This window comes from Mycobacterium kyorinense (genome assembly GCF_002101735.1).
GTDB lineage: Bacteria > Actinomycetota > Actinomycetes > Mycobacteriales > Mycobacteriaceae > Mycobacterium > Mycobacterium kyorinense.
This window is the reverse complement of the sequence record NZ_LQPE01000106.1, coordinates 103,254-129,882: the sequence shown is the minus strand read 5'-3', so window position 1 is coordinate 129,882 and position 26,629 is coordinate 103,254. Positions and strand designations below refer to the sequence as shown.

27 protein-coding genes, 1 tRNA gene and 1 pseudogene are annotated in these 26,629 nt (G+C 66.4%); 13 read left to right on the top strand and 16 right to left on the bottom strand.

Annotation, left to right across the window (positions count from 1 at the left end):
• Window positions 1-64: 64 nt before the first annotated feature.
• Window positions 65-1,528, bottom strand: coding sequence for an aldehyde dehydrogenase (locus tag AWC14_RS13130; protein WP_045375734.1), 1,464 nt, complete (start codon window positions 1,526-1,528; stop codon window positions 65-67).
• Window positions 1,529-1,670: 142 nt separating this feature from the next.
• Between AWC14_RS13130 and AWC14_RS13125 the strand changes: the two genes are divergently transcribed.
• The 11 genes from AWC14_RS13125 to AWC14_RS13075 are packed head-to-tail and all read left to right on the top strand — an operon-like array spanning window position 1,671 to window position 12,043.
• Window positions 1,671-2,282, top strand: a complete 612-nt coding sequence (locus AWC14_RS13125) for a TetR family transcriptional regulator (protein ID WP_045375683.1) — start codon at window positions 1,671-1,673, stop codon at window positions 2,280-2,282.
• A gap of 49 nt (window positions 2,283-2,331) precedes the next feature.
• Complete coding sequence (locus tag AWC14_RS13120; RefSeq protein WP_057003327.1) at window positions 2,332-3,534, top strand: cytochrome P450; 1,203 nt, start codon at window positions 2,332-2,334, stop codon at window positions 3,532-3,534.
• On the top strand, window positions 3,535-4,353 hold the full coding sequence (locus tag AWC14_RS13115) for an SDR family oxidoreductase (protein WP_045375678.1): 819 nt from the start codon (window positions 3,535-3,537) through the stop codon (window positions 4,351-4,353).
• Entirely contained in the window at window positions 4,350-5,708 is a 1,359-nt protein-coding gene (locus tag AWC14_RS13110; RefSeq protein ID WP_057003328.1) for a cytochrome P450, read from the top strand. The genes AWC14_RS13115 and AWC14_RS13110 overlap by 4 nt, the downstream gene beginning before the upstream one ends.
• A gap of 1 nt (window position 5,709) precedes the next feature.
• The gene (locus AWC14_RS13105; protein WP_045384764.1) at window positions 5,710-5,916 is read left to right on the top strand and encodes a ferredoxin; all 207 of its coding nucleotides are present in this window, start codon (window positions 5,710-5,712) and stop codon (window positions 5,914-5,916) included.
• A gap of 2 nt (window positions 5,917-5,918) precedes the next feature.
• A complete protein-coding gene (locus AWC14_RS13100) occupies window positions 5,919-6,464 on the top strand; it encodes a nuclear transport factor 2-like protein (RefSeq protein WP_045384765.1) in 546 nt (181 codons plus the stop codon).
• 57 nt (window positions 6,465-6,521) lie between these two features.
• Window positions 6,522-7,649 carry an NDMA-dependent alcohol dehydrogenase gene (locus AWC14_RS13095; RefSeq protein ID WP_045384767.1) on the top strand — a complete coding sequence of 376 codons (1,128 nt, stop codon included), beginning with the start codon at window positions 6,522-6,524 and terminating at the stop codon, window positions 7,647-7,649.
• Between the two features lie 4 nt (window positions 7,650-7,653).
• Entirely contained in the window at window positions 7,654-8,733 is a 1,080-nt protein-coding gene (locus tag AWC14_RS13090) for an NAD(P)H-dependent amine dehydrogenase family protein (RefSeq protein WP_045384769.1), read from the top strand.
• On the top strand, window positions 8,730-10,727 hold the full coding sequence (locus AWC14_RS13085) for an oxidoreductase (protein ID WP_082632521.1): 1,998 nt from the start codon (window positions 8,730-8,732) through the stop codon (window positions 10,725-10,727). Before AWC14_RS13090 ends, AWC14_RS13085 begins: the two co-directional genes overlap by 4 nt.
• A 15-nt stretch (window positions 10,728-10,742) precedes the next feature.
• Window positions 10,743-11,168 (top strand): nuclear transport factor 2 family protein, encoded by a 426-nt coding sequence (locus AWC14_RS13080; protein WP_045384770.1) that lies wholly within the window; start codon window positions 10,743-10,745, stop codon window positions 11,166-11,168.
• Window positions 11,165-12,043: an SDR family NAD(P)-dependent oxidoreductase gene (locus AWC14_RS13075; protein ID WP_235216047.1), complete on the top strand. Its 879-nt coding sequence runs from the start codon at window positions 11,165-11,167 to the stop codon at window positions 12,041-12,043. The genes AWC14_RS13080 and AWC14_RS13075 overlap by 4 nt, the downstream gene beginning before the upstream one ends.
• Here the strand turns inward: AWC14_RS13075 and AWC14_RS13070 are convergent.
• Complete coding sequence (locus AWC14_RS13070) at window positions 12,040-12,225, bottom strand: HepT-like ribonuclease domain-containing protein (RefSeq protein WP_045384771.1); 186 nt, start codon at window positions 12,223-12,225, stop codon at window positions 12,040-12,042. The genes AWC14_RS13075 and AWC14_RS13070 overlap by 4 nt on opposite strands.
• A 34-nt stretch (window positions 12,226-12,259) precedes the next feature.
• Window positions 12,260-12,568 carry a nucleotidyltransferase family protein gene (locus tag AWC14_RS13065; RefSeq protein ID WP_045384772.1) on the bottom strand — a complete coding sequence of 103 codons (309 nt, stop codon included), beginning with the start codon at window positions 12,566-12,568 and terminating at the stop codon, window positions 12,260-12,262.
• Here AWC14_RS13065 and AWC14_RS13060 point away from each other — a divergent pair.
• Complete coding sequence (locus AWC14_RS13060) at window positions 12,567-12,986, top strand: HIT family protein (RefSeq protein WP_045384774.1); 420 nt, start codon at window positions 12,567-12,569, stop codon at window positions 12,984-12,986. The genes AWC14_RS13065 and AWC14_RS13060 overlap by 2 nt on opposite strands.
• On the opposite strand, the gene AWC14_RS13055 is transcribed toward AWC14_RS13060, so the two are convergent.
• The 3 genes from AWC14_RS13055 to AWC14_RS13045 are packed head-to-tail and all read right to left on the bottom strand — an operon-like array spanning window position 12,971 to window position 15,878.
• A complete protein-coding gene (locus tag AWC14_RS13055; protein WP_045384775.1) occupies window positions 12,971-13,654 on the bottom strand; it encodes a hypothetical protein in 684 nt (227 codons plus the stop codon). The genes AWC14_RS13060 and AWC14_RS13055 overlap by 16 nt on opposite strands.
• A gap of 40 nt (window positions 13,655-13,694) precedes the next feature.
• Complete coding sequence (locus AWC14_RS13050; protein WP_045384776.1) at window positions 13,695-15,128, bottom strand: sensor histidine kinase; 1,434 nt, start codon at window positions 15,126-15,128, stop codon at window positions 13,695-13,697.
• Between the two features lie 30 nt (window positions 15,129-15,158).
• Window positions 15,159-15,878, bottom strand: coding sequence for a response regulator transcription factor (locus AWC14_RS13045; RefSeq protein WP_045384777.1), 720 nt, complete (start codon window positions 15,876-15,878; stop codon window positions 15,159-15,161).
• A gap of 116 nt (window positions 15,879-15,994) precedes the next feature.
• Between AWC14_RS13045 and AWC14_RS13040 the strand changes: the two genes are divergently transcribed.
• Window positions 15,995-16,726, top strand: coding sequence for a hypothetical protein (locus AWC14_RS13040; RefSeq protein ID WP_045384778.1), 732 nt, complete (start codon window positions 15,995-15,997; stop codon window positions 16,724-16,726).
• Between the two features lie 261 nt (window positions 16,727-16,987).
• Here the strand turns inward: AWC14_RS13040 and AWC14_RS13030 are convergent.
• From AWC14_RS13030 to AWC14_RS12990, 10 genes and pseudogenes are all read right to left on the bottom strand, one after another.
• Window positions 16,988-17,060 (bottom strand) — tRNA-Thr (locus tag AWC14_RS13030).
• Window positions 17,061-17,283: 223 nt separating this feature from the next.
• Window positions 17,284-17,358 (bottom strand): annotated as a pseudogene (locus tag AWC14_RS29610) (hypothetical protein); the annotation flags it as partial.
• Window positions 17,359-17,367: 9 nt separating this feature from the next.
• Window positions 17,368-17,946, bottom strand: a complete 579-nt coding sequence (locus tag AWC14_RS13025; RefSeq protein WP_237761624.1) for an ester cyclase — start codon at window positions 17,944-17,946, stop codon at window positions 17,368-17,370.
• The gene (locus tag AWC14_RS13020) at window positions 17,943-18,395 is read right to left on the bottom strand and encodes a universal stress protein (protein WP_045384780.1); all 453 of its coding nucleotides are present in this window, start codon (window positions 18,393-18,395) and stop codon (window positions 17,943-17,945) included. Before AWC14_RS13020 ends, AWC14_RS13025 begins: the two co-directional genes overlap by 4 nt.
• A gap of 85 nt (window positions 18,396-18,480) precedes the next feature.
• Window positions 18,481-20,031 (bottom strand): virulence factor Mce family protein, encoded by a 1,551-nt coding sequence (locus tag AWC14_RS13015; protein ID WP_045384782.1) that lies wholly within the window; start codon window positions 20,029-20,031, stop codon window positions 18,481-18,483.
• Entirely contained in the window at window positions 20,025-21,158 is a 1,134-nt protein-coding gene (locus AWC14_RS13010; protein WP_045384784.1) for a virulence factor Mce family protein, read from the bottom strand. Before AWC14_RS13010 ends, AWC14_RS13015 begins: the two co-directional genes overlap by 7 nt.
• Window positions 21,155-22,726 (bottom strand): virulence factor Mce family protein, encoded by a 1,572-nt coding sequence (locus tag AWC14_RS13005; RefSeq protein WP_057003329.1) that lies wholly within the window; start codon window positions 22,724-22,726, stop codon window positions 21,155-21,157. Before AWC14_RS13005 ends, AWC14_RS13010 begins: the two co-directional genes overlap by 4 nt.
• Window positions 22,723-24,282: a virulence factor Mce family protein gene (locus AWC14_RS13000; protein WP_057003330.1), complete on the bottom strand. Its 1,560-nt coding sequence runs from the start codon at window positions 24,280-24,282 to the stop codon at window positions 22,723-22,725. The genes AWC14_RS13005 and AWC14_RS13000 overlap by 4 nt, the downstream gene beginning before the upstream one ends.
• Window positions 24,279-25,319, bottom strand: coding sequence for a virulence factor Mce family protein (locus AWC14_RS12995; protein ID WP_045384788.1), 1,041 nt, complete (start codon window positions 25,317-25,319; stop codon window positions 24,279-24,281). Before AWC14_RS12995 ends, AWC14_RS13000 begins: the two co-directional genes overlap by 4 nt.
• Window positions 25,316-26,629, bottom strand: coding sequence for an MCE family protein (locus tag AWC14_RS12990; RefSeq protein ID WP_045384793.1), 1,314 nt, complete (start codon window positions 26,627-26,629; stop codon window positions 25,316-25,318). Before AWC14_RS12990 ends, AWC14_RS12995 begins: the two co-directional genes overlap by 4 nt.

Here is a 26,629-nt window from a genome sequence, read left to right as displayed (position 1 = left end):
GCCGAATGTGGGGTTGGGTCACGCTTTTCGCGTCAGGGCGTGCTTCAAGCACACACTCGGCGCCTTAAACCGCCGTCGCAACAAGCTTGGCCTCGAGGTACTCCTCGAAGCCGAGCAATCCCATCTCCCGGCCGATGCCGGACTGCTTGTAGCCGCCGAACGGCGCGTCCGCCGAGTACCAGACGCCGCCGTTGACGTTGACCGTGCCCACCCGCAACCGGGACGCCACCGCCGCCGCGCGCTCCGGATCGCCAAAGACGGTGCCCGACAACCCGTACGGCGAATCGTTGGCGATGCGCACCGCGTCGTCGTCGCCGTCGTGGGCGATCACGGTGAGCACCGGCCCGAAGATCTCCTCCCGGGCGACCCGGGCGTCGTTACCCAGCCCGGCGATCACCGTCGGCTCGATGAAGAATCCGGTCGACCGGTCGGCTGGCCGACCGCCGCCGCATGCGAACGAACCACCTTCTGCCACAGCCAGATCCAGGTAGCCCTGCACGCGATCGCGCTGCCGCTCCGAGATCAGCGGGCCGCAGACCGTGCCCGGGTCGGTCGGGTCGCCGGGCTTGATCGACGACATGGTGGCCGCCGCGATACCGACCGCCTCGTCGTAGCGCGAGCGCGGCACCACCAGCCGCGTGGTGATCGCGCAGCCCTGCCCGGCGTGCACGCACGCCGAGAACGCCGACACCGAGACCGCGCCGCCCAGGTCGGCGCCGTCGAGCACCAGGAACGCCGACTTGCCGCCCAACTCGAGGAAGACCTTCTTGATCGTGGCGGCAGCGTCGGCCATCACACTGCGGCCGGTGGCCGTCGATCCGGTGAACGTAATCATGTCCACCCGAGGATCTTTGGCCAACAGCGCGCCGACGCTGTGGTCGCTGGAGGTGACGATGTTGACCACGCCGGGCGGGAAGTCGGTGTGCTCGACGATCAGCTCGCCGAGCACCGCCGCACACCACGGGGTGTCGGGGGCGGGTTTCAGTACGACGGTGTTGCCGGCGGCAAGGGCCGGGCCGAGCTTGGCCAAGTTGATCTGGTGCGGGAAGTTCCACGGCGTGATGGCGCCGACGACGCCGACGGCTTCGCGGGCGATCGTGCGCCGGGTGGGGATGCCCAGCGGGGCGGCCTCACCGAGATCGGAGTTCCACGAATAGGTTTCGGCGGTGTCGGCGCTGAAAGCCAGGTCGTCGATCGGTCCCTCGAGTTGGGCGCTCGCGGTGAGCATCCGCGGCGCGCCGACTTCGGAGATGGTGATGTCGCGAAGTTCTTCGAGGTGCTCGCGCATTGCATCGCGCAACTGGCGCACGCAGCGCACCCGCAGCTCGGTGTTGCGTGACCAGTCGGTGTCGTCGAAAGCGCGCCGCGCCGCCTCGATGGCGCGGCCCATGTCGTCGGCGGTGCCCTCGGCGGCCGTTCCCAGCACCTCTTCGGTGGCCGGGTTGATCGTCGGGAAGGTACCCGCACTGCCGGGCGACAGCTTTCCGTCGATGAGCAGAGCACTCGCTCCGTCGGCCAGTAACGCCATCTTCCGCTCCCGCCTCATTGCGATGGACACTTGTCCGGAATAGTCCAGTCGAACCATAGCCGTCGGGCGGCCAGCCGGGCAAGTGCCCGGCGTTTGTCCTGCGGGCTTGCTTGTCCCTATCGACTTCCGTTAGCCTGGACATGTGTCCAGCGATGCAGTGGCGGCGATCACGTCAGACGCCGATCGCCACGCCAGTGAAGCGCCGCGAAACCGCAGGCAGGAAGAAACCTTCCGCAAGGTGCTGGCGGCCGGCATCGAGGTTCTGCGGGAGAAGTCATACGCGGATCTGACCGTGCGCGCGGTCGCCGCTCGCGCCAAGGTGGCCCCGGCGACGGCCTACACCTACTTCTCCTCGAAAAACCACCTGATCGCCGAGGTCTATCTGGACCTGGTCCGCCAGGTGCCGTATTTCACCGACGTCAACGATCCGATGCCGGTGCGCGTGGACAAGGCGCTGCGGCATCTGGCGCTGGTGGTCGCCGACGAACCCGAGGTCGCCGCGGCCTGCACGACGGCGCTGCTCGGCGGCGGGGCCGATGCGGCGGTGCGCACCGTGCGCGACCGGATCGGCGCGGAGATCCATCGCCGCGTCACATCGGCGATCGGCCCGGAGGCCGACCCACGGACGGTGGCCGCACTCGAGATGACGTTCTTCGGCGCGCTGGTGCAGGCCGGAAGCGGCGCGTTCAGCTACCACCAGATCGCCGACCGGCTGGGCTATGTGGTGAGCCTGATCTTGGGAGAAGATAGATGACTCGCGCCGGCGACGATGCAGAGCGGAGCGATGAGGAGGAGCGGCGCAGATGACTGTAGAGACGCCCGAATTAGTGCTTGACCCTTACGATTACGACTTTCACGAGGATCCCTACCCGTACTACCGGCGGCTGCGCGACGAGGCCCCGCTGTACCGCAACGACGAGCTGAAGTTCTGGGCCTTGTCACGCCATCACGATGTGCTGCAAGGCTTCCGCAACAGCACCGCGCTGTCGAATGCCTATGGCGTATCGCTGGATCCGGTCTCCCGCACCCCCGACGCGCACAAGGTGATGTCGTTTCTCGCGATGGACGACCCAGGGCATCTGCGGCTACGCACGCTTGTCTCCAAGGGCTTCACGCCGCGGCGGATTCGCGAACTCGAGCCGCGGGTGGTCGAGCTGGCCCGCATGCACCTCGACGCTGCGCTGCAGTCCGAAAGTTTCGATTTCATCGCCGAATTCGCCGGCAAGCTACCGATGGACGTCATCTCCGAGCTGATGGGCGTACCCGAACCCGACCGGGCCCACATCCGCGAACTGGCCGACGGCGTCATGCACCGCGAAGACGGGCTGGCCGACGTTCCGCCGTCGGCGATCCAGGCCTCGGCCGATTTGATGGTGTACTACGCTGACATGGTCGCCCAGCGCCGCAAGAAGTCCAGCGACGACCTGACGTCAGCGCTGCTGGAGGCCGAAATCGACGGGGACCGCCTGACCGACGAGGAAATCATGGCGTTCCTGTTCCTGATGGTGGTCGCCGGCAACGAGACCACCACCAAACTGCTTGCGAACGCAGCATATTGGGGCTTCAAGAATCCCGACCAGCTGGCGACCGTGTACACCGACCACTCGAGGATCCCGCTGTGGGTCGAAGAGACGCTGCGTTACGACACCTCGAGCCAGATCCTGGCACGCTCCGTCGCGCAGGAATTTACGCTGTATGACACCATGCTCCCCGAAGGCGATGTGCTACTGCTGCTCCCGGGCTCCGCCAACCGCGACGACCGGGTGTTCGACAACCCCGACGAATACCGCATCGGCCGCGACATCGGCTCGAAGCTGGTTAGTTTCGGCAGCGGCGCACACTTCTGCCTGGGCGCGCACCTGGCCCGCATGGAGGCGCGAGTGGCACTGAGCGAACTGTTGACAAGGATCCGCGGCTACGACGTCGACGAGGACAACGCCGTCCGCGTCCACTCCAGCAACGTACGCGGATTCGCCCACTTGCCGATCACCGTGGAGACCGTGTAAATGCCTCGCTTCGAACCACATCCGGCCCGCCGTCCCGCCATCGTCGCCGGGGCGTCGTCGGGCATCGGCGCCGCAACCGCCGTCGAGCTCGCCGGTCGCGGCTTCCCGGTCGCCCTGGGCGCCCGCCGCGTCGAGAAATGCCAAGAGCTGGTTGACAAGATCAAAGCCGACGGCGGCGAAGCCGTCGCGCTGCACCTCGACGTCACCGAACCCGAGTCGGTCAAATCGTTCGTGCACCAGGCAACCGAGCAACTCGGCGACATCGAGCTGCTGATCACCGGCGCCGGCGACACGTTCTTCGGTCGCCTGCACGAAATCAGCACCGACGTCTTCGAATCCCAGGTGCAGATCCATCTGATTGGCGCCAACCGGCTTGCCACCGCGGTGCTGCCGGGCATGCTGGAACGTCAACGCGGCGACCTGATCTTCGTCGGGTCCGACGTCGCGCTGCGCCAGCGCCCGCACATGGGCGCCTACGGCGCGGCCAAAGCGGCGCTGACGGCGATGGTCACCAACCTGCAAATGGAACTCGAGGGCACCGGCGTGCGGGCCTCGATCGTGCATCCGGGGCCCACCAAGACCGGCATGGGCTGGAGCCTGCCGCCGGAGTCCATCGGCCCGATGCTCGAAGACTGGGCCAAATGGGGCCAGGCCCGCCACGACTACTTCCTGCGCGCGTCCGACCTCGCCCGGGCGATCGCATTCGTCGCCGAAACGCCGCGCGGCGGGTTCATCACCTCGATGGAGATCCAACCCGAGGCGCCGCTGGCCGGCGCACCCGCCGAACGCAAGCAACTGAAGTATCCGGAGGAGTCGTGACAAGCCAAGAGCTCAAAGAAGTTCCGCGGGTATCCGGTGGCGAGGAGGAGCACGGCCACCTCGGGGAATTCCGCACCGACCCGATCGGGCTGATGAAACGCGTCCGTGACGAATGCGGCGACGTCGGCTGGTTCCAGCTCGCCGGCAAGCAGGTGGTGTTGCTGTCCGGCGCGCAAGCCAACGAGTTCTTCTTCCGGTCCAGCGACGAAGAACTCGACCAGGCCGAGGCCTATCCCTTCATGACGCCGATCTTCGGCAAAGGCGTGGTGTTCGACGCCAGCCCGGAGCGGCGCAAGGAGATGCTGCACAACTCCGCGCTCCGCGGCGAGCACATGAAAAGCCACGCCGTCACAATCGAGCGCGAAGTGCGTCGGATGATCGAAAACTGGGGCGACACAGGGGAAATCGACCTGCTGGACTTCTTCGCCGAGCTGACCATCTACACCTCCACCGCCTGCCTGATCGGGCGTAAGTTCCGCGAGCAACTCGACCACCGGTTCGCCCAGCTCTACCACGAGCTCGAGCGCGGCACCGACCCGTTGTGCTACGTCGATCCGTACCTGCCGATCGAGAGCTTCCGTCGCCGCGACGAGGCCCGAAAAGGGTTGGTGGCGTTGGTCCAAGACATCATGAACCAGCGGATCGCGAACCCGCCGGCCGACAAGAGCGAACGGGACATGCTCGACGTGCTGGTGTCGATCAAGGACGACGACGGCAATCCCCGGTTCTCGGCCGACGAGGTCACCGGCATGTTCATCTCGTTGATGTTCGCCGGCCACCACACCAGCTCGGGCACCGCGTCGTGGACGCTGATCGAGCTGATGCGCCACCCGGACGTCTATGCGGGCGTTCTCGAGGAGCTCACCGAGCTCTACGGCGATGGCCAGTCGGTGAGTTTTCATGCGCTGCGCCAGATTCCGCGGCTGGAGAACGTGCTGAAGGAGACGCTGCGGCTGCATCCGCCGCTGATCATCCTGATGCGGGTGGCCAAGGGCGAATTCGAAGTGTGCGGCTACCCGATTCACGAAGGCGATTTCGTCGCGGCGTCACCGGCGATCTCCAACCGCATCCCCGAGGACTTCCCCGACCCGGACAGCTTCGTGCCGGAGCGCTACGAAGAGCCGCGACAAGAGGACCTGCTCAACCGCTGGACGTGGATCCCGTTCGGCGCGGGCCGGCACCGCTGCGTGGGGGCGGCGTTCGCCACCATGCAGATCAAGGCGATCTTCTCGGTGTTGTTGCGCGAGTACGAATTCGAGATGACCCAGCCATCGGACAGCTACCGCAACGACCATTCCAAGATGGTGGTGCAGCTGGCTCAGCCGGCCACGGTGCGCTACCGGCGCAGGAGCTGAGATGGGTTACAGGGTGAAAGCCGACCTGGATCTATGCCAGGGCCACGCGATGTGCGAGCTGGAGGCACCCGACTACTTCCGGGTGCCCAAGCGCGGCCAGGTCGAAATCCTCGACGACGAGCCGCCTGAGGAGGCCCGCAAGGAAATCGAGCAAGCCGTGTGGGCCTGTCCCACCCAGGCTCTGTCCATCGAAGAGAAAGAAGACTGACCATGGCCTCATTTCCCCGCGCCGAGCTCGACGACTGGGTGCAGCGCTGGCTTGCAGCCAACAAGGACTGCGAGAAGGCGGGCGACTGGAAGCCGCTGGCCGACTTCTACGCACCCGAGGCCACCTACGGCTGGAACATCGGGCCCAAGGAAGACGTGATGTGCGTGGGGATCGACGAGATCCGCGACATCGCCCTGGGCTTGGAGATGGAGGGCCTGGAGAACTGGCAGTACCCGTATCAGAAGGTCATCATCGACGACCGGCAAGGCGAGATCGTCGGCTTCTGGAAGCAGGTGGTTGTCGACGGCGACGGCGGCCAACAGGAGATCTACGGTATCGGCGGCAGCTGGTTTCGGCTGAACGCCGACAAGCTCATCGAATGGCAGCGCGACTTCTTCGACTTCGGCCACGTCCAGACGCTGTACATGGACTTGATGAAGGCCGGCAAGTTGTCCAAGGGCATGCAAAAGCGAATCGAACGCAGCCTTGCCGGCGAGAAGCTACCGGGCTACTACCCGCTAGGTAAGGCCCCGGTTCCGCTGTGGTGACCCACGTCACTACGCTGTCGCACAGGTCCCCACCAACTAGTTGAAAGCAGGTTCGCGGTGAAAACAAAGGGCGCGCTGCTCTGGGAGTTCAACCAGCCGTGGTCGGTCGAGGAGATCGAGATCGGTGACCCGCGCAAGGACGAGGTCAAGATCCAGATGGAAGCGGCCGGGATGTGCCACTCCGACCACCACCTGGTCACCGGCGGCATCCCGATGGCGGGCTTCCCGGTGCTCGGCGGTCACGAGGGTGCGGGCATCGTCACGGAGGTCGGCCCCGGTGTCGAGGACATCGCGGTGGGCGATCACGTGGTGCTGTCGTTCATCCCGTCCTGCGGCAAATGTCAGACATGTCAGGCGGGCATGCGCAACCTGTGTGACCTGGGGGCCGGGCTGCTCAACGGCGCGTCGGTTTCCGACGGAAGCTTCCGCATTCAGGCGCGCGGCCAAAACGTCTACCCGATGACCCTGCTGGGCACGTTCTCCCCGTACATGGTGGTGCACAAGAGTTCGGTGGTGAAGATCGACCCGTCGGTGCCGTTCGAGGTGGCGGCCCTGGTGGGTTGCGGCGTCACCACCGGTTACGGTTCGGCCACCCGCACCGCCGACATCCGCCCCGGCGACGACGTGGCCATCGTCGGCATCGGCGGTGTCGGCATGGCCGCGCTGCAGGGAGCGGTCAACGCCGGCGCCCGCTACATCTTTGCGATCGACCCGGTCGAGTGGAAGCGCGACCAGGCGCTGAAATTCGGTGCCACCCATGTCTATCCAGACATCAACGCCGCGCTGGCGGGCATCATGGAGATCACCTACGGCCTGATGGCCAAGAAGGTGATCGTCACCGTCGGCGAACTCCACGGGGCCGACGTCGAGAACTACATGATCATGACCGCCAAGGGCGGCACCTGCGTGCTGACCGCCATCGGCAGCCTGATCGACAACCAGGTCACGCTGAACCTGGCGATGCTGACCTTGATGCAAAAGAACCTGCAGGGCACCATCTTCGGCGGCGGCAACCCGCAGTACGACATCCCGCAGCTGCTGTCGATGTACAAGGCGGGCAAGCTGAACCTCGACGACATGATCACCCGCCAGTACAAGCTGGAGCAGATCAACGACGGCTACCAGGACATGCTGGACGGCAAGAACATTCGTGGCGTCATCCGCTACACCGACGACGACCGGTAGCGGTATGGCCGGCCCGCTGCGGGTGTTCCAGGTGGCGTCCGGGAACGTCGGGACCGAGATGATCAAACGGATCGGCCGGCACCCGGACCTGGAACTGGTTGGTCTGCACTGCTATTCGCCGGAGAAGGTGGGCCGCGACGTCGGTGAGATCGCCGGCATGGAGCCGCTTGGGGTGCTGGCCACCGGGACGGTCGACGAGATCATCGCCGCACGCCCGGATTGTGTGACCTTCCACGGGGTGTGGCCGGACCTGGCGCTCTACGAACGGGTGCTCGAGTCCGGCATCAACGTCGTCACCACCGCGGACTGGGTGACCGGTCACCACCGCAACACCAACCACCGGTTGCCGGACGGCCGTACCGAAGCCGAAGTCTTCCAGGACGCCTGCCAGCGCGGGCGGTCCAGCTTCTACGGCACCGGGATGAATCCCGGTCTGGCGCAGATCCTGACGATCGTGCACAGCGCCGACGTGGCCGACATCGAGAACGTCACCTGCATCGAATCGGTCGACGTGTCGTGCCACCACTCGGCACCGACGTGGGCCAACTGCGGGTTCGGCCGCCCCGTCGACGACCCCGAGGTGCCACGGCTGCTGGAGCAAGGCACCCGGGTGTTCGAAGACGGCGTGCGGCTGATGGCCGACTGCCTCGACATCGCGCTCGACGAGGTCACCTTCCACTACGAATTGGGTGCCTGCACCAAGGACGTCGACCTCGGCTGGTATCGGCTGCCGGCCGGGTCGGTCGGCGGTGCAGCGTTCCAGTACGTCGGCACCGTCGACGGGGTGCCGCGGGTGGAGCTGCATCTGGAATGGCAGATGACGCCACATACCAACCCGCACTGGGACATTCAGGGCTGCTACGTCACCAAGATCCAGGGTGACCCCTGCATCTACAGCAAGCATCTGATTTTGCCCAAGCCGGGCACCGACTTCTCGTCGGTCGAGTCGTTCGCGGCGATCGGCATGACCGTCACCGGCATGCCCGCGCTCAACGCGATCCGGGCGGTTGTCGACGCGCCGCCCGGCATCCTCACCAGTGCCGACCTGCCACTGCGCGCCTTCGCGGGTCGCTTCAGCCGGTGAACTCCTTTCGCCACCTCCTGGCGCCGGGCCGCATCGGCAACATGTCGCTGCGCAACCGGCTGGTGATGTCGCCGATGGAAACCATGTACGGCACCCCGGAGGGCCTGCCGTCGCAACGCACCTGCGACTACTTCGCCGCCCGCGCCCAAGGTGGGGTCGGGCTGATCACGGTGGGCGCCACCGGGGTTGACCACCGGCATCCCGAAACACCGGGCGGGCTGCATCTCGGCACCGACGCCGCCGTCGACGCACACCGCAGGCTGGTGGAGGCGGTGCACGAACACGGCGCCAAGATCCAGCCGCAGATCGTGCACGCCGGGCCCGACGGCTTGGGACCCGAGATGCACGGCGTGACGTCGCTGGGACCGTCGGTGATCCCGTCGTATCTGACCGGGCGGCCGTCGGCGGAGATCACCACCGAGCAACTCACCGAGGTGCTCGACCTGTTCAAAGCCGCGGTGCGACGGGCCGCCGAGGCCGGCTATGACGGCATCGAGCTGCATGCCGCGCACGGCTACATGCTGCTGGGCTCTTTCCTTGCCCCGCAACGCAACCGGCGCACCGACGACTACCGCGGCGACTCGGTGCGGGGCCGCCTGCGCATCGTCCTGGAGACGCTGGCGGCGATCCGCTCCGAGATTGGCGACGCGCTGCCGATCACACTGCGGATTTCCGGATACGAGCGGGTCGCCGGCGGCCGTCCCATCTACGAAACCGCCCAGGTGGCACCGCAACTGGTGGCCGCCGGGGTGGACGCCTTCCACGTCAGCGGCGGAGTGATCGACCGGCTGGTCACGCAGATGGTCAACGGCGCCGATGACGGCGACGCACTCAACGTCGGCGCCGCGGCCGCGGTCAAAGAAGTGGTCGACGTGCCGGTGATCGCCGTCGGGCGGATCCACGATCCGGCCCGGGCGGAACAGATCCTGGCCGTCGGGCGCGCCGATTTCATCGCGATGGGCCGCCCGCTGCTCGCCGACGCCGAGTTGCCCCGCAAGCTGCAAACAGGTCAGGCCCGTCGGATCCGCAAGTGCATCTCGTGTGAAAACTGCATCGATGCAATGGAACAGCGGTTCTCCGTCGACTGCGCGGTCAACCCCCGCACCGGCAAAGAGCGCGAGCTGACGCCGGGGCATACCACGAAAGCAAAGCGGGTGATGGTGATCGGCGGCGGCCCGGCCGGTCTGGAAGCTGCCCGCGTCGCGTCCGAACGCGGGCATCGAGTGACGCTGTTCGAACGCCACGGCCAGCTGGGCGGTGCGCTGCTCTGGGCGGCGGTGCTGCACCCGGAGAACGAGCCGTTCCTACGGTACCTGCGCGACGAGATCGCCCGCAGCAGCGCGAAAGTCGTGTTGAATCATGCCGTTTCAGCTGCCGACGTGGCAGGCCTCGCGCCGCAGAGCATCATCGTGGCAACCGGCGGCAAAGTCACGGTTCCCGAAATTCCCGGCGCCGATCTTCCGCATGTGCGGACCGGCCCGGCGCTGCGCGAGATGTTTGCCGGGCGCAGGCAGCGGCTGATCCGCCCGACACTGATGCGCAAAGCCACCCACGCCTGGATGCCCGTCGGCCGGCGCGTCGCGATCATCGGCGGCGACCTGGTGGCGCTCGAGCTGGCCGAGTTCCTGGCCGCCCGCGACCGCCTGGTGTCAATCTTGGAGTCCGGCAAGGCGATTGCCCCCGAAGTGGGCCTCAAACGCAGAACCGAACACATGGACCGCCTCGACCGCCTCGGGGTCGCAGTCCACGTCCGGGCCGCCGTCGAACAGATCACCGAAGACGCCGTGATTTTCACGCCGGATCGCGGAACCACGCGCCGCCTGCGGGCCGACACCGTCGTCGTCGCCGGCACCCCGCAACCCGACACCACATTGTTGGACGCACTGGTAACTGCCATGCCCGACACCGAAATACACGCCGCCGGCGACTGCACCGGCCTGGGACTGATCCGCAAAGCCACCGAAGACGGCGCCCGCGCCGCCTGCGCCATCTAGAGATTGGAGTTGACGATGTCGCAAGAAACCGTTCAGCAATCACCCGCGTTGGCCGCCTCGCAGGCGTCGTGGCGGTGCGTGCAGGCCCACGATCGGGAGGGCTGGCTGGCACTGATGGCCGACGACGTCGTGGTCGAGGACCCGATCGGCAAGGCCGTCACCAACCCCGACGGCACCGGTGTGCGGGGCAAGGACGGCGTTGCGGGGTTCTACGACACCAACATCGCCGCCAACCAGCTGACGATCACCTGCGAGGAGACGTTTCCGTCGAGTTCCCCCAACGAAATCGCGCATATCCTGGTGCTGGACAGCAAGTTCGACAACGGGATCACCAGCAGTGTGCGGGGCGTGTTCACCTACCGGGTCAACGACGCCGGGCTGATCACCAACATGCGCGGCTACTGGAACCTCGACATGATGACATTCGGCAACACGGAGTGAGTCCGCTGCTGGCCGGCCGCGGCGCCGTGGTGGTCGGCGGGTCGCGCGGGATCGGCGCGGCGGTGGCGGCGTTACTGGCGCAACACGGCGCCGCCGTGGTGGTCAACGGCCGAGATCCCGACGCGGCATGCAAAACGGCGGCAGCCATCACTGCAGACGGCGGCCGCGCGGTGGCCCACGCGGGGTCACCGGCCGACCAGGCAATTGCAGAGGCCTTGGTGGACGGGTGCATTGACGAATTCGGCGCCATCGACATCCTGGTGAACTGCGCGGGCATCGCCGAGCCGGCGGGTTCGTCGATCCTGGACATCACTCCGGCGCAGTTTCGCGAGCTGCTCGACGCGCACCTGGGCACGGTGTTCGCCACCTGCCGCGCGGCCGCGCCGAAGATGGTCGCGCAGGGCGGCGGCAGCATCGTCAACACCAGCTCGTCGGCGTTCCTCGGCGACTACGGCGGCACTGGCTATCCGGCCGGCAAGGGCGGCGTCAACAGTCTGACGCTGGCCATCGCCGCAGAACTCAAGCAACACAAGGTGCGGGCCAACGTGGTGTGTCCGGGCGCACGGACCCGGCTGTCCAGCGGGCCGGGCTACGAAGCCCACATCAAAGACCTGCACCGGCGAGGCCTGCTGGACGAGGCCGGCATGCACGGCTCGCTGGACGTCGCACCACCGGATTACGTGGCGCCGCTGTATGCCTACCTGGCCAGTGACCTCGCCGCACAGGTGACCGGTGGAATCTTCGTCGCCTCAGGTGGTTTCGTCGGCCGATACCCGCGGCCCACGCCCGCTGTCATCGCATACCGCGACCACCACGACTCCCCACCGTGGTCGGTCGAGGAGTTGCACGACTTGGTTCAAGCCCATCGAGGCTAGCGATCCTCGAAGACCATCCTTATCCGGTCGGCTTCGACGGGTAGCTGGCGCGCCAAGGCATTCCAGATGATTTCGTAGTCAAGGTGGTCGTATTGGTGGGCCACGATGTTGCGCGTGGCTTTCATGCTTCGCCAGGCCACATCCGGGTGCGCGGCGACAAACCCATCAGGCAGGCGGGCCACCTTGAGTGTCGCGACCGTGCGATCTCGTTGTGGGTCAGAGGATTCGCTCACAGGGGCCGCGCCCCTCGGCGGTAATCGCGTCTGAACCCCAACGAATTCCACGATCCGACACCACGTCGACGTGCAGTCCGGTCAGCTCTTCCAAAGCGACTGTCAGGTCGGCGAGATCAAAGACGTCGGCATCGGGTGAGAACCGCACAACCAAGTCGATGTCGCTTGCGGATACATCGTCGCCGCGCGCCGCAGAGCCGAACACGCGCACGTGACTTGCCTTGTGCCGCTGGGCCAGAGCGAGGATGTCACGGCGGTGTTTGGCGAGCAGCACCGATATGCTGTGATGCATGGCCACTGTCTTCACCAAGATCATCAACGGCGAAATCCCCGGTCGGTTCGTCTACGAGGACGACGAGACCGTCGCGTTTCTGACCATCGAGCCGATGACCCAGGGGCACACGCTGGTGGTGCCGCGCGCCGAAATCGACAACTGGCAAGACGTCGACCAGGAAACGTTCGGCCGGGTCATGGCGGTGGCGCAGCTGATCGGTAAGGCGGTGTGCCGGGCCTTCGACACCAAACGGTCCGGGGTCATCATCGCCGGACTCGAGGTGCCGCACCTACACGTGCACGTCTTCCCCACCCGCAGCCTCAGCGACTTCGGCTTCGCCAACGTCGACCGCAACCCGTCGCCGCAGTCGCTCGACGAGGCGCAGGCCAAGATCAAAGCCGCACTGGCCGAGCTGACCCATCAGCCTTCCCGGTAGCCGTGCGTCGTCTTGAATTGATCGGGAAAGGTGGCGTGGGCGGATTTCGCCCACTCGTCCATCCTCGCGATATTGACCCCGAACGTGGACTTGTACGACGCGGCCAGCAGAACCAGAGCAATCGCGTAAACAGCCGCCATCGTCCATGCCAGCCACTGCCAATCCTGGTAGACGACGATGGGCACCACCAGACTTGACACCGTCAGGGCCAACACGATTGTCAGGACGCCACCGTAGGTGATGATGCTCGCCGCGGCCATCCCAAATCGCCGCTCTTTCAACAGGATCGGGATCTCGTTGACCAGCCGTCCGCTCGTATGCCCGATCCAAAGCCGGGTCGGGTTCGTGATGCTGGGGATCTGGTCCAAGAGCCGCTGCTCGAGTACGAAGATGACCTGATTGTGCGCCCACACGCGACTGTTCAGCTGCGAGTGCCACGCAATGACCAGCAGTGCGGGTATCGGAATCATCGGAATCAAGTAGTGCGGGATGGTATCTGGCCTCGTCGCCCAGGCCGCACCGATCACCGTGGCGTAGGCCACCAGAACACTCACCAACGTCAGTGCGTGGCCGAGAATGTTCTGCACGTCGGTTCGCTCCGCCGCATACAACGCGGCGAGCGCGGCCGTGGAGTCCCGGGGAGAACCGTCGTCATTCGCCATGACCATTGCGTGACTGTATCTCCGCGAGCCTGCTGAATTGGCCGGCTCAGCCGACGTGCGCGGGCACGTCGGCCACCCGCGGCAGGCTGACCCGGAAGCGGCAGCCCTCGCCGGGCGCGGTGGTCACCGAGACGGTGCCGCCGTGCGCATGCACCAGCGAGTCGACGATCGAAAGGCCCAGCCCGGCGCCGCCGCTGGCGCGCGCCCGCGACGAGTCGGTGCGATAGAACCGTTCGAAAACTCGGGCCGCGTCCTCCTGGCTCATGCCGGGTCCCTCGTCGGCGACTTCCAGCACAGCGTTGTCGCCGTCCGTTCCGACCCGCACGGTGATGTCAGCGCTTTCCGGGGTGTGTTGCAGCGCGTTGGCCATCAGGTTGCTCAGCACCTGGCGCAGCCGGGCCTCGTCGCCGAGCACCTCCGGCGTGCCGGGGCCGTCGAGCACGTCCATCGCGATTTTGCGTTTCGGGGCGATCGCCTGCGCGTCGTGCACGGCGTCGCTGGCCAGCGCCAGCAGATCGACGCGGTGCTGATCGAGTGGCCGTTGCGCGTCGAGGCGGGCCAGCAGCAGCAAGTCGTCGACCAGCAGGCCGATCCGGCGCGATTCGCTCTCGATTCGCGACATCAGCATCTCCACGTCGCGGGCGGCGCCCTGGCGGTACAGCTCGGCGAACCCGCGGATCGTGGTCAGCGGTGTGCGCAGCTCGTGGCTGGCGTCGGTGATAAACCGCCGCATCCGTTCCTCCGACGTGCGCGCCTGCTCCGCCGAGGACTCCGACGACGCCACCGCTTGCTGCAGTCGCGCCAGCATTCCGTTGAGCGCCAACGAAAGTCGGCCCACCTCGGTGCGCGGGTCACGTTCGGGTATGCGCCGATCCAGCTGCCCACCGGCGATGGCCGCGGCAATCTGTTCCACTTCGATCAGCGGCCGCAGGCTTCGGTGCACCACCGCGTAGCCGGCGATCCCGATTACCAGAAGCACCGCCGCACCGATGCCGACCTGCAGCCAGACCAGCGACCGCACAGTGTGTTGCACGTCGGAGAGGTCATAGGCCACGGTGATCAGCCGGCCGAGCGGCCCGCGCACCGAAACCGCCCGCCATTGCACACCGGAGTTATCGACGGATCCGACGGTCGTGGGCTCGGCACCCACGTCGTTGTTTTCGGGGATCGCAGGCTCGGCGTTGCGGTCGTTGACGACGGTCCAGGTGCGTCCGTCGCGACCGATGCTGCGAACGTAAAAGTTGGTCGGGGGCCGGTCGACGTTCGGGCCTTCGCGCGGGACTGGCGAGAAGCGCCGCGGCGCCTGCGCCCATCCGCGCGATGCGTCCTCCAGGTTCTGGTCCACCCGGTTGATCAGGCTGTGGCGCAGAATCGAGGTGACCGCGATCCCCGACACCGCCAGCCCGCACGCCACCAGCACCAGGGTGGCGGCGACAAGGCCCACCCGCAGCGGCACCGCCGGTCGACGGAATTTAGCCATCCTCGTATTCTTCGCCAAACGCGCCGCGGCTCATCGCGGTTCTCGCAGCACGTATCCCACTCCGCGCAGCGTGTGCAGCAGCCGCTTCTCCCCGGTGTCGATCTTGCGCCGCAGGTACGACACATAGGACTCGACGACGTTGACGTCGCCGCCGAAGTCATAGCGCCAGACATGGTCGAGGATTTTCGGCTTGCTCAGCACAGTGCCGGCGTTGATCACGAAGTAGCGCAACAGCGTGAACTCGGTCGGCGACAGCGACACCGGCTCGCCCGCCTTCCACACCTCGTGGGTGTCCTCGTCGAGTTCGATGTCGGCGAACGTCAGCCGGGAGTTGCGGTGCTCGGTGACGCCCTTGCCGGCGCGCCGCAGGATGACCCGCAGCCGCGCGACCACCTCTTCGAGGCTGAACGGTTTGGTCACGTAGTCGTCGCCGCCGAGGGTCAGCCCGGCGATCTTGTCCTGCAGCGAGTCGCGGGCGGTCAAGAACAGTGCGGGCGCATCGATGCCATCGGCACGCAACCGGCGCAACACCCCGAACCCGTCCATCCCGGGCATCATCACGTCGAGGATCACCGCGTCGGGCTTGACCTCGCGCGCCAGGTCCAAGGCGGCCGGACCGTTGGTCGCGGTGAAGACCTCGAAGCCCTGGAATTTGAGGCTGACCGAGAGCAGCTCGACGATGTTGTCCTCGTCGTCGACGACGAGGATCCGCGCCTCGGGGGTATTTCCGTCTGTGGTTGCCGATGCCATGTGCTCATTCCCTCGCACTTGGTTGAACGTTACCTCCAGAGCGCCTGTGGAGTTCCTGTGAATCCGATACCTTCTTACCTGCGTTAACCGCCGGACCGAATGCCTAGACTCGGGGGATGAACCTCGCCAAGAGCCTGGTGACCATCGCGACCACACCCATGCGAGTCGGGCTTGCGGCGGCCGACGCGGGAGTGGGTGTTGCGACCGCGGCCCTCGGCCTGGCGCACCGAACGCTCGGCGAAGCGGGCGCGCAGACCGGGCCGAACGCGGTTGCGCACATGTTCGGCATCGACGATGCGATCACCCGGGCCAACCGGCTGGCCAGGCTGTTGGACGACGACGCCCCGCTGGGGCGTGCCCTGGCGCCCGACGGTCCGGTGGACCGGTTGCTGCGGCCGGGCGGGATCGTCGACCTGCTGACCGCGCCCGGCGGCCTGCTCGACCGGCTGACCGAGGAGGGCGGCGGGCTGGAGCGCGCGTTGAAGCCCGGCGGACTGGTGGATCAGCTGGTCGCCGACGACGGGCTGATCGAACGGGTGCTCGCCGAGGACGGGCTGGCCGACCGGCTGCTCGCCGAGGGCGGCCTGATCGACAAGCTGACGGCGCGGCACGGACCGCTCGAACAGCTCACCGACGTCGCCGACACCCTAGCCCGGCTCGCGCCGGGGATGGAGGCGTTGGAGCCGGCCATCGCCACTCTTCAGGACGCGGTCGTCGCCCTGACGATGGTGGTCAACCCGCTGAGCAACATCGCCGAGCGCATTCCGATGCGGCGCCGCACGCCGCGCCGTTATCCCCCGCAGCAGATACGTTCCGAGCGCGTCGTCGAGGGCGACGAGCAGGTCTAGCTGTCGCTCGTCGAGCGTGCACGTCGGCACAACAACCGCCCTGTTCCTCATTAAGGTGGTCCCGAACGTAGTGGCCCCGGTACGACATGCGACCACATACGCGGGTATCGAGCCAGGCCTCCACGAGCAAGCGCCGGCGATGTGACTGTTGGCATGCATTGGTGCAGAACACTTTTGGCCGACGGCCTGGCAAATCGATTCCGCACCCAAGGCAGGTCGTCGACATAAAACGACGCTATCGGTCAGCACCGACAGCAGTTGAGCCGCGTGAGAGACTCGAACTCTCGACATCCGCTTTACAAGAGCGACGCTCTACCAACTGAGCTAACGCGGCCGGGCCGGCTCGATGAGCCATGACGATTCTACGACGGGGTCATGCCGTCGATACTGCGGCGCCAGCTCAAAGCGGCGCGGTCGGTTTCGTTCTGTTCGGCGGGAGGCCACGGAAGGAGCGCCTTGGTAACGAGCGGTCGTCAGGTCAACCCTGGCGGGTATCTGAAGATGGACTCTGAACACCGGGCGCATGGCGTTGCCGTCACGGTTCATTCCTTGCAGATCGGATCCGAATAGCGTTGGTGTTGCCAGATTTCGACGTCCTGCTCGAACTGGCGGATCACCTCCCGTCCGAAATCTTGCTGCTGCTAACGGCCGAGGTCCGGTGGCGAAGTATTCAGCAGCCGCGGGTCGGGCTCTCCGGACATGGCGGCGATGCCTCGGAGCGCGCGGACGAGCTTGGGCCACGACCGCGGGTCTTTGAAGTTCAGGCCGCCCAGCAGCTGCTTGAGCATGGTCAGGCTGTCGAAGTAGATGCGCTCGCACACCAGGTTCTCGTCGGCGTCGAAGACGAAGTAGGCCGTCATCCGCACCCGGAACCGCTGCGCGGTCGGCGGCATGCCGCCCAGGGGTCCGCGGTGGGTCCCCAGCAGCCAGAACTCCACGATGACGGCGTCGGCGCTGTGGCGCAGCGCGATGATCTCGTGGTTTTGGTCGGGGAAGGCCACCCGGGTGTCTTGGTAATAGCGGCGGACCTCGGCGTCGCCGTCGTGCACCGTGAGAGTGGGAATCAGCTCGTAGTGCGGGTGCGGAAAGGTGGACAGCACGTCGTCCCACCGCTGGACGACCTCGTCATGGAAGTGGTCGAGGACGAGCTTTTCGCGGGCGCGCAGGGTGTCGATGCCTGGAAAGTCGAACCGGCTCTTGGCCTCCACTCGACGAATCACCCAGTGGTGTGCACGATCAGCACGTCGACCTTGGCCTTGCTGGCGACGCTGCCGGGGATCGAGAACACGCGCCCGATGATCGCAGAACGGGCGTCGAGTCCTACGTTGCCGACCACCAGCAGATCGGCGTTAGCCGCCCCGGCAGCGTCGACCAGTGCCTCTACTGCGGCCCCCTTGATCGGCCGCTCCTCGATGTTCTTCGCCCCGGCCGCCTTGGCCCGCTCGCGGGCGTCGCGCAAGATCGAATAGATCGGCGCGTTGCCGCGCACCTTGTAGGCCTCTTCCCCGAGGATGTCCGCCGCGCGCTTATCGTCCTCGTGCGGGAGGTACCCGGTCGCGATGATCAGCTTGGCGTCCGACTCGGCGGCAATCCGCGCCGCACGCTCGACCGCCCGCAGCGACGACTGCGAGCCGTCGGTGCCGACCACCACGGTCTGATAGGCCGTCATGTGCCCTCCCCGCCCTGTTGGCTAGTCCCCATCGCAGACAGTAACGCCCCCATGCGGGCGGGCAGCACGATTCCGCGAAACGCACCTAGCGGGCCGGCGCCAGCATCGACTTCCATCCGTCGTCTCCTGTTCTGGTCGAATTCTCGACCGCGTACTTGACACCGTCGGGCCCGGTCAGCTCACCGCTCTGCGGACTGTAGACCGCCGTGGGCGGCCAGCTGGGGATGTAGACGCAGGGGTTCGGCTGCTGACCGTTGCACTCCACCGTTCCTGTCCCCGGCCGCTGAAGCGGATCGCTGACGGGAGGCGGCGTCCCCGTCACCTTGTCCGCCGGCGCGGGATTGAGGCCGTTGTTCACCGACGGCGCGGGTATCACCTGACCGGGGTTCACCGGTTGGTCGCAGCGCGCCCCCGGCGCCGGGCAGTTGAGGATCTGGTTGGGGTCGCCGTACCACGGGTTGGTCCCCAGCGGGACATACGGTTTGGGGTCACGGCACTCCCGTGGCGTCGCGGCGCGCTTGCCGGGGACGTCGACGCACGGAATGTTGCGCGCCCCGCGCACCACGTTGGCCGGGGCGTCCTGCGGGATCTTGCAATATGTTCCCGACGGCAGCGGCGCCGGGCTGGTGTCCGCCGGCGACCGCCACTGCGATGGCGGGAGGAAGCCGGTCAGACACGGCGGCGGCTGGTTGATCGTCAGCGCGTTGTCGAGCGACGCGTAGCCTGGGAACGCCGTCGTCACCGTCTGGGCGGCCGCGGCGCCCTGCGGATATGCCACCAGCAGCTGCTCGACGTTCTTGTGGTAGCGCTTGAGCATCTCGAGCACGATTTCGAAGTTCGCCAGTGTCTGCGGCAATGTTTCGCGGACGTCGTTGAACACCGCGTTGACTTGGTCCGCGGTGGCCGGTCCCTGGGTGAGAATGCTTTGCACGTGCTGGTCGTTGTCGGCGGTCTGCGCGGCCAGCACGTCAAGGTTGTGCGACCAGCGTTCGATCGCGGCGCTCGAATTCACTTGGCTGTCAAGGACTGGCGCGGAGTTCTCGATGATGTCGTCGATGTCGCCGATGTTTGTCTTGAAGTCGCCGGCAATCGCCTGCGTTGCGTCGACCAGCCGTTGCAGCGCGGGCCCCAGCCCGCCGACGGCTTGGGCTGTCTCGTCGAGCAGCGCGCCGATCTTTTCCTTGGGCAGCACGGCCAGCCCGCGGTTGGCGGCGTCCAGCGCCGGTCCGATCTCCGTGGGCACGCTGCCCTCGGTGATGGTCTGTCCCGGCGAGAAGTACTTGCCGGCGTTGCCCGGCGACACCAGGTCCAGATACTGCTCACCGACCGCCGACACCGAATGCACGTTCGCGGTCGCGTCGACCGGAATCTTGTACCGGCTGGCGATACTCATCGTCGCCTGCACGCCGGTCTCGGTCGGCTTGACGGCAGTGACCTTGCCGATCGTCTCGCCGCGGTACGTCACGTTGGCCGTGGGATACAGACCTCCCGACGCGGGCAGGTCCGCCTTCAACGTGTACTGACCGAGTCCCACCACGCTGGGAAGCCGCAGGTAGTACCCGCCCAGCGCAACGGCCATGATCAGGGTCACGATGCCGAACAGGATCAGCTGGCGCCTCTCGAAGCGAGTCAGCATTGCCGGTCCGCCCTTTCGACCAGCGGGCCGCCGGGAGCGTCGTTCGGGTTGGACGTGTAGCGCACGTCGGGGATCATCGTTTCGGGATCACGGCCCCACGACTGCTCGAGCGCTCGCAGTGCCCCGGAGAACCCGGTGCCGGTGAGCATCGCATTGTCGACGGCGCTGAGGGTCAGGTCAGCCGTCAGCGACAGGTTGAAGTAGTCGCCGCGGAACGACTTGGGCACGGAGTCGACGTCGAACGGCTGGGCGAGAATCAATTTGAGTGCGCGGATCAAATACGGTGAGCCACGGCCGAGTTCACGCAACGGGCATTGCAGCGACAACAGATCCTGGTGCAGGTCGCCCCGCGAGGGCGACAGGTGTTGGTCGGTGAGCTCGCTGAGCCGCCCCACCGAGTCGACGGCGTTGATCAACAGGTTCTGTTTGTCGGCGAAATGCTTGACCAGCGGCGGGAATTCGGTGAGGGCCCGGTCCAGGACATCCGAGCGGGAGCCCACGTACGCCAACAGCCGGTTGGTGGAATCGATGGCGTGGGTGATGTCCTCTCGTTGCTCGTTGAGCCGGGCGGTGAAGGTGTCCAGCTTGCCGAGGAACGCCCGGATCTGCTCGGCACGCCCGTTGACAATGTTGTAGACCTCGTCCTGCAGCACTTCGAGATTCGGGATGTGGCCGCCGCGCAAGATGATCGCGATACTGGCCAGCGTCTGTTCGGTGGTGGGGTAGGCCGACGAGTTCTTCAGCGGAATCGTGTCGCCGTCTTTCAGCAGCTCCGGCGACGGGTTGGGCGGGGCGGCCAACTCCACATGCTGAGAGCCCAGGAGGCTGGTCTGCCCGATCTTGGCCGTGGCGTTCTTGGGCAGCTTGACGTTTTTGTTCAGCCCCAGCGTCAGCGTGGCGACCCAGTTCTTCAGCCTGATCGCGCGGACCGTGCCGACGAAGACATCGGCGACCCGCACCCGGCTGTTGTCGTTGAGGGCCAGCGTGTCGGGCATCTGCACGTAGACGGTGTAGGCACCGGCTCCGGTTCCCGGTCCGCCGGGCATCGGGACATTCGCAATGCCATGCCAATTCGCGCACGACGTCAGTGCGACGGCAGCCGCCAACAACGCCAGCCCGCGCCTCATGAGCCGGCCTCGGCGGGTAGCGGCGCCGCGTCAGGCGCGGGCGTCGGTGCGACCGGCCCGGGCACCACACCCGGCGCCGGCGGCGGGGCAGGGACCGGAACCTGCGGGGCCTGCAGGCCGATGGGTGGCACCACCGGGTACTCGTCGTAGGCGTTCGGCGGTCCCGGCGGGGTTTGTACGCCTGAGGGCGGCGGCGCGGCGTCCGGTCCGCCCATCAGTTCGGCCAGCGATTCCGGGGTGAGCAGGCTCGCCGTGACCGGACCCACCTGCGTGCCCTGCATCCCCGGCGCCACCACCCAACCGGGCTGAGTGTTGCGGTGCGACAACGGAGTATCGGGCACCCAGATCCCGGGCACCGTGGTGTCCTTGTAACCGGGCGGCGGCTGCAGACGCGGCTCGGAATAGGCGACTTCCTTGGGCAGCGTCTCGGCGGTGCTGAACAGGTTGAGGCCGAACGGCAAGTAATTGAATTTGATCGCATCCAGGATGGGCGCCAGGTACTGCGCGCACAGTTCGGCGGAGTCTTGGTAGCCCAGCCGGCTGCCGGCTTGAATCATGCTGCAAATGAACTGCATTGGGTTGGTGAAGTTCGGGATCGCCGGAATGGACATGACGGCGCCGTGCGACGGGTGGTAGATCCCGCCCAGGTTCGCTTGCAGCGTGGGCAGCACGTGCAGGCCGGTCTCCAGACCGTTGAGCGGCTCGGGCTGGACCAGCGTGGTGGTCAGGTTGGCCAGGTTGTCGACGTCGTGCGCCAGCACCTCGCGGTTCTTGGCCAGGAACGGTCGCAGTGTGGAAAGCAGGCCGTCGAACTGCTGTATCGCATTACCCAGGTCGCGGTCGGACCCGGTCAGCCTGTCGGTGAACTGGGCCAGGTTGTTGTTCAGTGCGACGAACTGGCGGTCGTCTTTGTGCAAGGCGTTGACGAACATCGCGAGACTGCGTGCTACCGCGAAGAAGTCGCCGCGGCCTTCGTTCAGCGCGTTCAGCGACCGCGACAGGCTCTCCAGCGTGGTGTTGATCAGCTTGCCCTTGCCGGCCAGCCCGTCGGCGGACGACTCGATGAGATCGCCGAAGGGTCCCTTGGGCTGCTCGGGCGTCGGGCCGAGCTTGTCGATGATGTTGGCGACGCTGTTGCGCAGCTGGTCCCATTCCGTCGGCACCGCCGTGCGCTCGATCGGGATCACTGCGTTGTGGGCCAGCACAGGGCCGCCTTTGTAGGGGGGCTCCAACTGGATGCTGCGCGACGCCACCACGGTGGGGTTGACGATCACCGCGGACGCGTCGGCGGGCACTTTGTATTTGTTGCGGTAGTGAAAGGTCACTTTCATCTTGTCGCCGGCGGGCTCGATCTTGTCGACTGAGCCGACGCGGATCCCCATGATCTGGACCTTGTCCCCGGAATAGAGCGCATTCGCCTCCGGGAAGTAGGCGACGACGGTGTTGTTGGTCAACGTGTGGTACAGCCGCAGACCGGCGAAGCCGGCGGCCAGGATCACTACCACCGCAAGCGATCCGGTGATCAGCGACGCCGTGCGCGTGTTGCGGGTCCGGAAGATGTTGCTCAATTCTGGCTACCTCCCGTTATTCCGCTGCCTCCCGTTCCACCCGGCGTGATGAATGGAGCCGGCAGCTGCTCCCCCGGCCCCGGGCGGGCGGGCGGCCCCGCCGGCAGCCCCGGCGCGAACGTCGACGGCGGCAGGGTCGGCCCTGCCGGTTGCAGGTTCTCTGTGCGCGCTCCCGGCGGGGCGTTGGCAGGCAACGGGACTGGTGTGCCCGGTACGTCCGGAGGTGGCTCACCCGGCCGCCCGGCGATCGGGATCCCCGGGCCTGGGGGTGGACCGTTCGGGTTCGGCGGCGACGTCTGGACGTCGATCGGCGCGGGGAAACTTCCTCCGAACGGTCCAGCGTCGACGCCCGCGCAGGGCAGCGGATTCCACGGCCGCGGCAGCGCGTCGGGCGGCGGAGTGTACGAACACGCCGATCCCGGTGGGACGGCCGGGCCTGGGTGATCAGGCGTACCCTCCAGCACCGGTGGCGCGGGCGGCGGCGCGCCGTTGGGGAACCGGGTGCCGTTGGGGTCGGGGAACCGGAACGCGGGCAATCCCGCAGTCTCCCAGAAGTGTTCGGGATCGATCCCGCGCTTCTTGAACGCGGCGTCCACCCACGGCTGCAATATCCAGTACGGCAGCAGGTTGGCCAGCACGATCTTGAAGTACGGGCCTGATGCGACGGATTCGCCCAGCGATGCGGCGAATTGGCCGACGGTCTTGAGGCCCTCGGCGAGGTCGTTCTTGCGTGCCACCAGCAGGTCGCTGAGGGTGCGCAACTGCTCCAGCGCGGCATTCAGATTCGGGTTGTCGTTGATGAAACCCTGGACCTGGCGCGAGAACTGGGCGATATTGGCCAGCAGCGCGTCGATGGCCCGCCCGCGTTCATTGAACGCGGCCAGCAGCGTCTTGGCGTTGACCAGCAGCCGGTTGATCTGCTGGCTGCGGTCGCCCAGCACGTTGGCCACTTTGTTGGCCTGTGCGAGCAGATGCTTGACCTCTTCGTCGCGTTTGCCGATGGCGTCGGAGAGCCTCGACAGGCCGTCGAGGGCCGGACTCAGGTGCGAGTAGGTCTGGTCGATGGTCTGCGACAAGACGTTCAGCGACCGCTTGACGGTGTCGACGTCCCAGCCGGCGGCTGCCTTGGTGACGTCGAAGACGGCGTCGTAGAGCTGGTACGGGGTGGTGCTCTGACCCAGCGGCAAAACGCTTCCGGGCCGCAATGTTTCGGCTCCCCGCGGCTCGATCTCGAGCACTTTCTTACCCAGGATGGTGTCGGTCTTGATCGCCAGCCGGCTCTGGGTGCCGATAGTGTTGGCACCGATCGAGAACTTGATCACGACGTGGTCGCCGTCGATGTTGAGCGCCTGTACCGTGCCCACGTCCACGCCACTGATGCGCACCTTGTCGTTCTTGTTCAGTTGACCGGTGTTGGCGAACTGTCCGTAGTAGCTCGGCGTGGCGAACAGCATCGGGACGCTGGTGAAGCTTTGGCCCACAACGACTATGAGCACCAGCACGACCACGCCCGCAATGCCGACGCGGAACCGGTTGAATTCGGTCAGTGTTCTCATTGCGGCGTGCACCTGCCCGTGGGCTGCTGCCAGATCCTGACCGTGCGGACCGGGCCGCCGGGTTGCAGTCCGTTCCAGTTGATCGTGACGTCGCAGACGTAGAAGTTGACCCAGTCGCCGTAGAGGCCGATGCTGCGACCGATCAGGTTCAGTGCGATCGGCCAGTTGTGGATCAGATCGCTGAGCTGATCACTCTGGTCGATCAGCGGCTGCTGAACAGTCTGCAGGTAGTCGATCTCCTTGTGCAGCAGCGCGCGGTTGTCGGCCAGCAGGTCGGCCACCGTCCCGGCGGCGTCGCTGATGTGGGCGGTGCCGGCGGCCAGCGGGTCGGCATGGTTGCGCAACCCGGTGATCAGTCTCTCGAGGTTGTCGACGGTCTGGTCGAACTCCCTGCGGTGCTTGACCGTGGTGTCGAGCACCACGTTCAGGTTCTTGATCACCTCGCCGATCGCCTGGTCCCGCTGGGCGATATGCGAAGTGGCCTGGGCGGTTTGGTCCAGGATGTTGTTGATGGTGCCGCCCTGCCCCTGGAACACCGTGATGATGGCCGACGCGATCGTGTTGACCTTCTCCGGATCGAGGGCACGGAACAGCGGCTTGAAACCGCCGATCAGAGCGTCGAGATCAAGCGCCGGCGACGTCCGGGACAGCGGAATGAACCCGCCCGCAGGCAGGACCCGGTCGGCGCTTTCGCCCTCGCCGCGTTTGAGTTCCACGTAGCGGTCGCCGATCAGGTTGAGGTACCGGATTTGCGCTGTCGTGGACTGATAGAGCGGCACCGAGCGGTCGACGTCGAAGTCCACCCGCACCCGCGTGCCGCCGTCGACCAGCCGCACCTTTTTGACCTTGCCGATCTCGACGCCGAAGGCACGCACGAACTGGCCGTTACGCAGCCCACTGGCGTTGCTGAACTCCGCGGTGTAGCTGTTGGTGCGGTTGAACCGCATCTGGCCGAACACCACCACGATGGACAGGGTGATCAGCAGCAGCACCAGCGAGACGATGCCGAGTTTGATTGCGTTGCCGGTGGTTTTCATGGGTTGATCGTGTTGTCCCCCACTTGGCGGCCCCAGACGTACTCGATTGCGTACGGCGAGCCGGTTTCGACGTGGTTGTACGGCGCGAGGCTGGCGCCGGTGTCCATCACCAGCCAGGGCGCCGGCCACAGATCCCGGGTGACGGGCTGCCAGCAACCCGGCGCGCCGCCCGGGCCACCGCGAGCGTTCACCCGCGGCAGGTTGTCCGGGTAGACATAGGGATTCGGTGCCCCGCCGACCAACCCCGCAAGCCCCAGCGCCCCCATCGTGGCTGCCGCGCCGAAGAGCCCGGGGAGAGTCAGGATGCCTCCCAGCCCCGACATCAGCTCGGTCATGGTTTTCAGCGCGTAGCCGTTGCCGCCGCCCGTCGTCTCATAGGTCTTGGGTTCGGCGTCGTGGTAATTGCGGATGGTGCAAAAGATCTCGGGGCTGTAGGTGTCGAGAAGCTCGGCGGTGGGCACCAGGTCGGCGATCCCGCGCTGCAGGTAGGGCCCGCCGCGGGCGACGATGTCGGCGCCGGTGTTGCCCACCCCGGCGGCAGCCAGCAACGTCGCATCCAGGTCGGCTTCTTGCCGGTGCAGCGTGCGCGCCGTGGTCACCGCATTGTTGAGCGCGTCGAACAGGTCGGGTGCGGCATCGGCGTAGATGTCGCCGAGCGCCGCCAGCTGCGCAATGTCGTGGCGCACCTGCGGCATTCGCGGATTGACATCGTCCAGGATCGCGTTGGCGTTGACGATCGATTGGCCGAACTTGTCGCCCAGCCCGTTCAGCGCCTGCGTGGCCGCGGCCAGGGTCAGGTTCACCTTGACTGGATCCACCTTCGCCGTGATCGAGGTCAGCGTCTCGAATAACGTGTTGAACTCCGTCGTGACCGACCTGGCATCGATCACGTGCTGTGGGCTGATGCGCTGCGGCACAGGGTGTTTCGGCGACGTCAGCGACACGTACTTGTTGCCGAACACGGTGGTCGCCCTGATATTGGCGGCCACGTTGGCCGGAATCAGTGCGATGTATTTCGGATTCACATCCATGACGACCTCGGCCGCCGGTGTCCCCTCGCGCCGTACCTCCGAAATGCTGGCTACCCGGCCGATTTCGACCCCGTTGTAGGTGACCTTCGACCCGGGGTCCATCACCAGGCCCGCGCGGGGAGCCACCATGGTCAACTTGGTCTTGGGCGTGAGCAAGCCGCGAAACTGCAACCACACGAACGCCAAGACCAGCGCAGCGACCAACAAGAAGACCACGGCGGCCGTCTTGTACGGCGGAATACGTGGCTTGTTGACCTTGCCCTGGACCCACGTCGCCAT

Bases quoted from the DNA above. Each gene is read 5' to 3' on its own strand.
- AWC14_RS13130 (WP_045375734.1), bottom strand. From the start codon at position 1,528: ATGGCGTTACTGGCCGACGGAGCGAGTGCTCTGCTCATCGACGGAAAG.
- AWC14_RS13120 (WP_057003327.1), top strand. From the start codon at position 2,332: ATGACTGTAGAGACGCCCGAATTAGTGCTTGACCCTTACGATTACGAC.
- AWC14_RS13115 (WP_045375678.1), top strand. From the start codon at position 3,535: ATGCCTCGCTTCGAACCACATCCGGCCCGCCGTCCCGCCATCGTCGCC.
- AWC14_RS13105 (WP_045384764.1), top strand. From the start codon at position 5,710: ATGGGTTACAGGGTGAAAGCCGACCTGGATCTATGCCAGGGCCACGCG.
- AWC14_RS13100 (WP_045384765.1), top strand. From the start codon at position 5,919: ATGGCCTCATTTCCCCGCGCCGAGCTCGACGACTGGGTGCAGCGCTGG.
- AWC14_RS13090 (WP_045384769.1), top strand. From the start codon at position 7,654: ATGGCCGGCCCGCTGCGGGTGTTCCAGGTGGCGTCCGGGAACGTCGGG.
- AWC14_RS13080 (WP_045384770.1), top strand. From the start codon at position 10,743: ATGTCGCAAGAAACCGTTCAGCAATCACCCGCGTTGGCCGCCTCGCAG.
- AWC14_RS13060 (WP_045384774.1), top strand. From the start codon at position 12,567: ATGGCCACTGTCTTCACCAAGATCATCAACGGCGAAATCCCCGGTCGG.
- AWC14_RS13065 (WP_045384772.1), bottom strand. From the start codon at position 12,568: ATGCATCACAGCATATCGGTGCTGCTCGCCAAACACCGCCGTGACATC.
- AWC14_RS13055 (WP_045384775.1), bottom strand. From the start codon at position 13,654: ATGGTCATGGCGAATGACGACGGTTCTCCCCGGGACTCCACGGCCGCG.
- AWC14_RS13050 (WP_045384776.1), bottom strand. From the start codon at position 15,128: ATGGCTAAATTCCGTCGACCGGCGGTGCCGCTGCGGGTGGGCCTTGTC.
- AWC14_RS13045 (WP_045384777.1), bottom strand. From the start codon at position 15,878: ATGGCATCGGCAACCACAGACGGAAATACCCCCGAGGCGCGGATCCTC.
- AWC14_RS13040 (WP_045384778.1), top strand. From the start codon at position 15,995: ATGAACCTCGCCAAGAGCCTGGTGACCATCGCGACCACACCCATGCGA.
- AWC14_RS13020 (WP_045384780.1), bottom strand. From the start codon at position 18,395: ATGACGGCCTATCAGACCGTGGTGGTCGGCACCGACGGCTCGCAGTCG.
- AWC14_RS13015 (WP_045384782.1), bottom strand. From the start codon at position 20,031: ATGCTGACTCGCTTCGAGAGGCGCCAGCTGATCCTGTTCGGCATCGTG.
- AWC14_RS13010 (WP_045384784.1), bottom strand. From the start codon at position 21,158: ATGAGGCGCGGGCTGGCGTTGTTGGCGGCTGCCGTCGCACTGACGTCG.
- AWC14_RS13000 (WP_057003330.1), bottom strand. From the start codon at position 24,282: ATGAGAACACTGACCGAATTCAACCGGTTCCGCGTCGGCATTGCGGGC.
- AWC14_RS12995 (WP_045384788.1), bottom strand. From the start codon at position 25,319: ATGAAAACCACCGGCAACGCAATCAAACTCGGCATCGTCTCGCTGGTG.
- AWC14_RS12990 (WP_045384793.1), bottom strand. From the start codon at position 26,629: ATGGCGACGTGGGTCCAGGGCAAGGTCAACAAGCCACGTATTCCGCCG.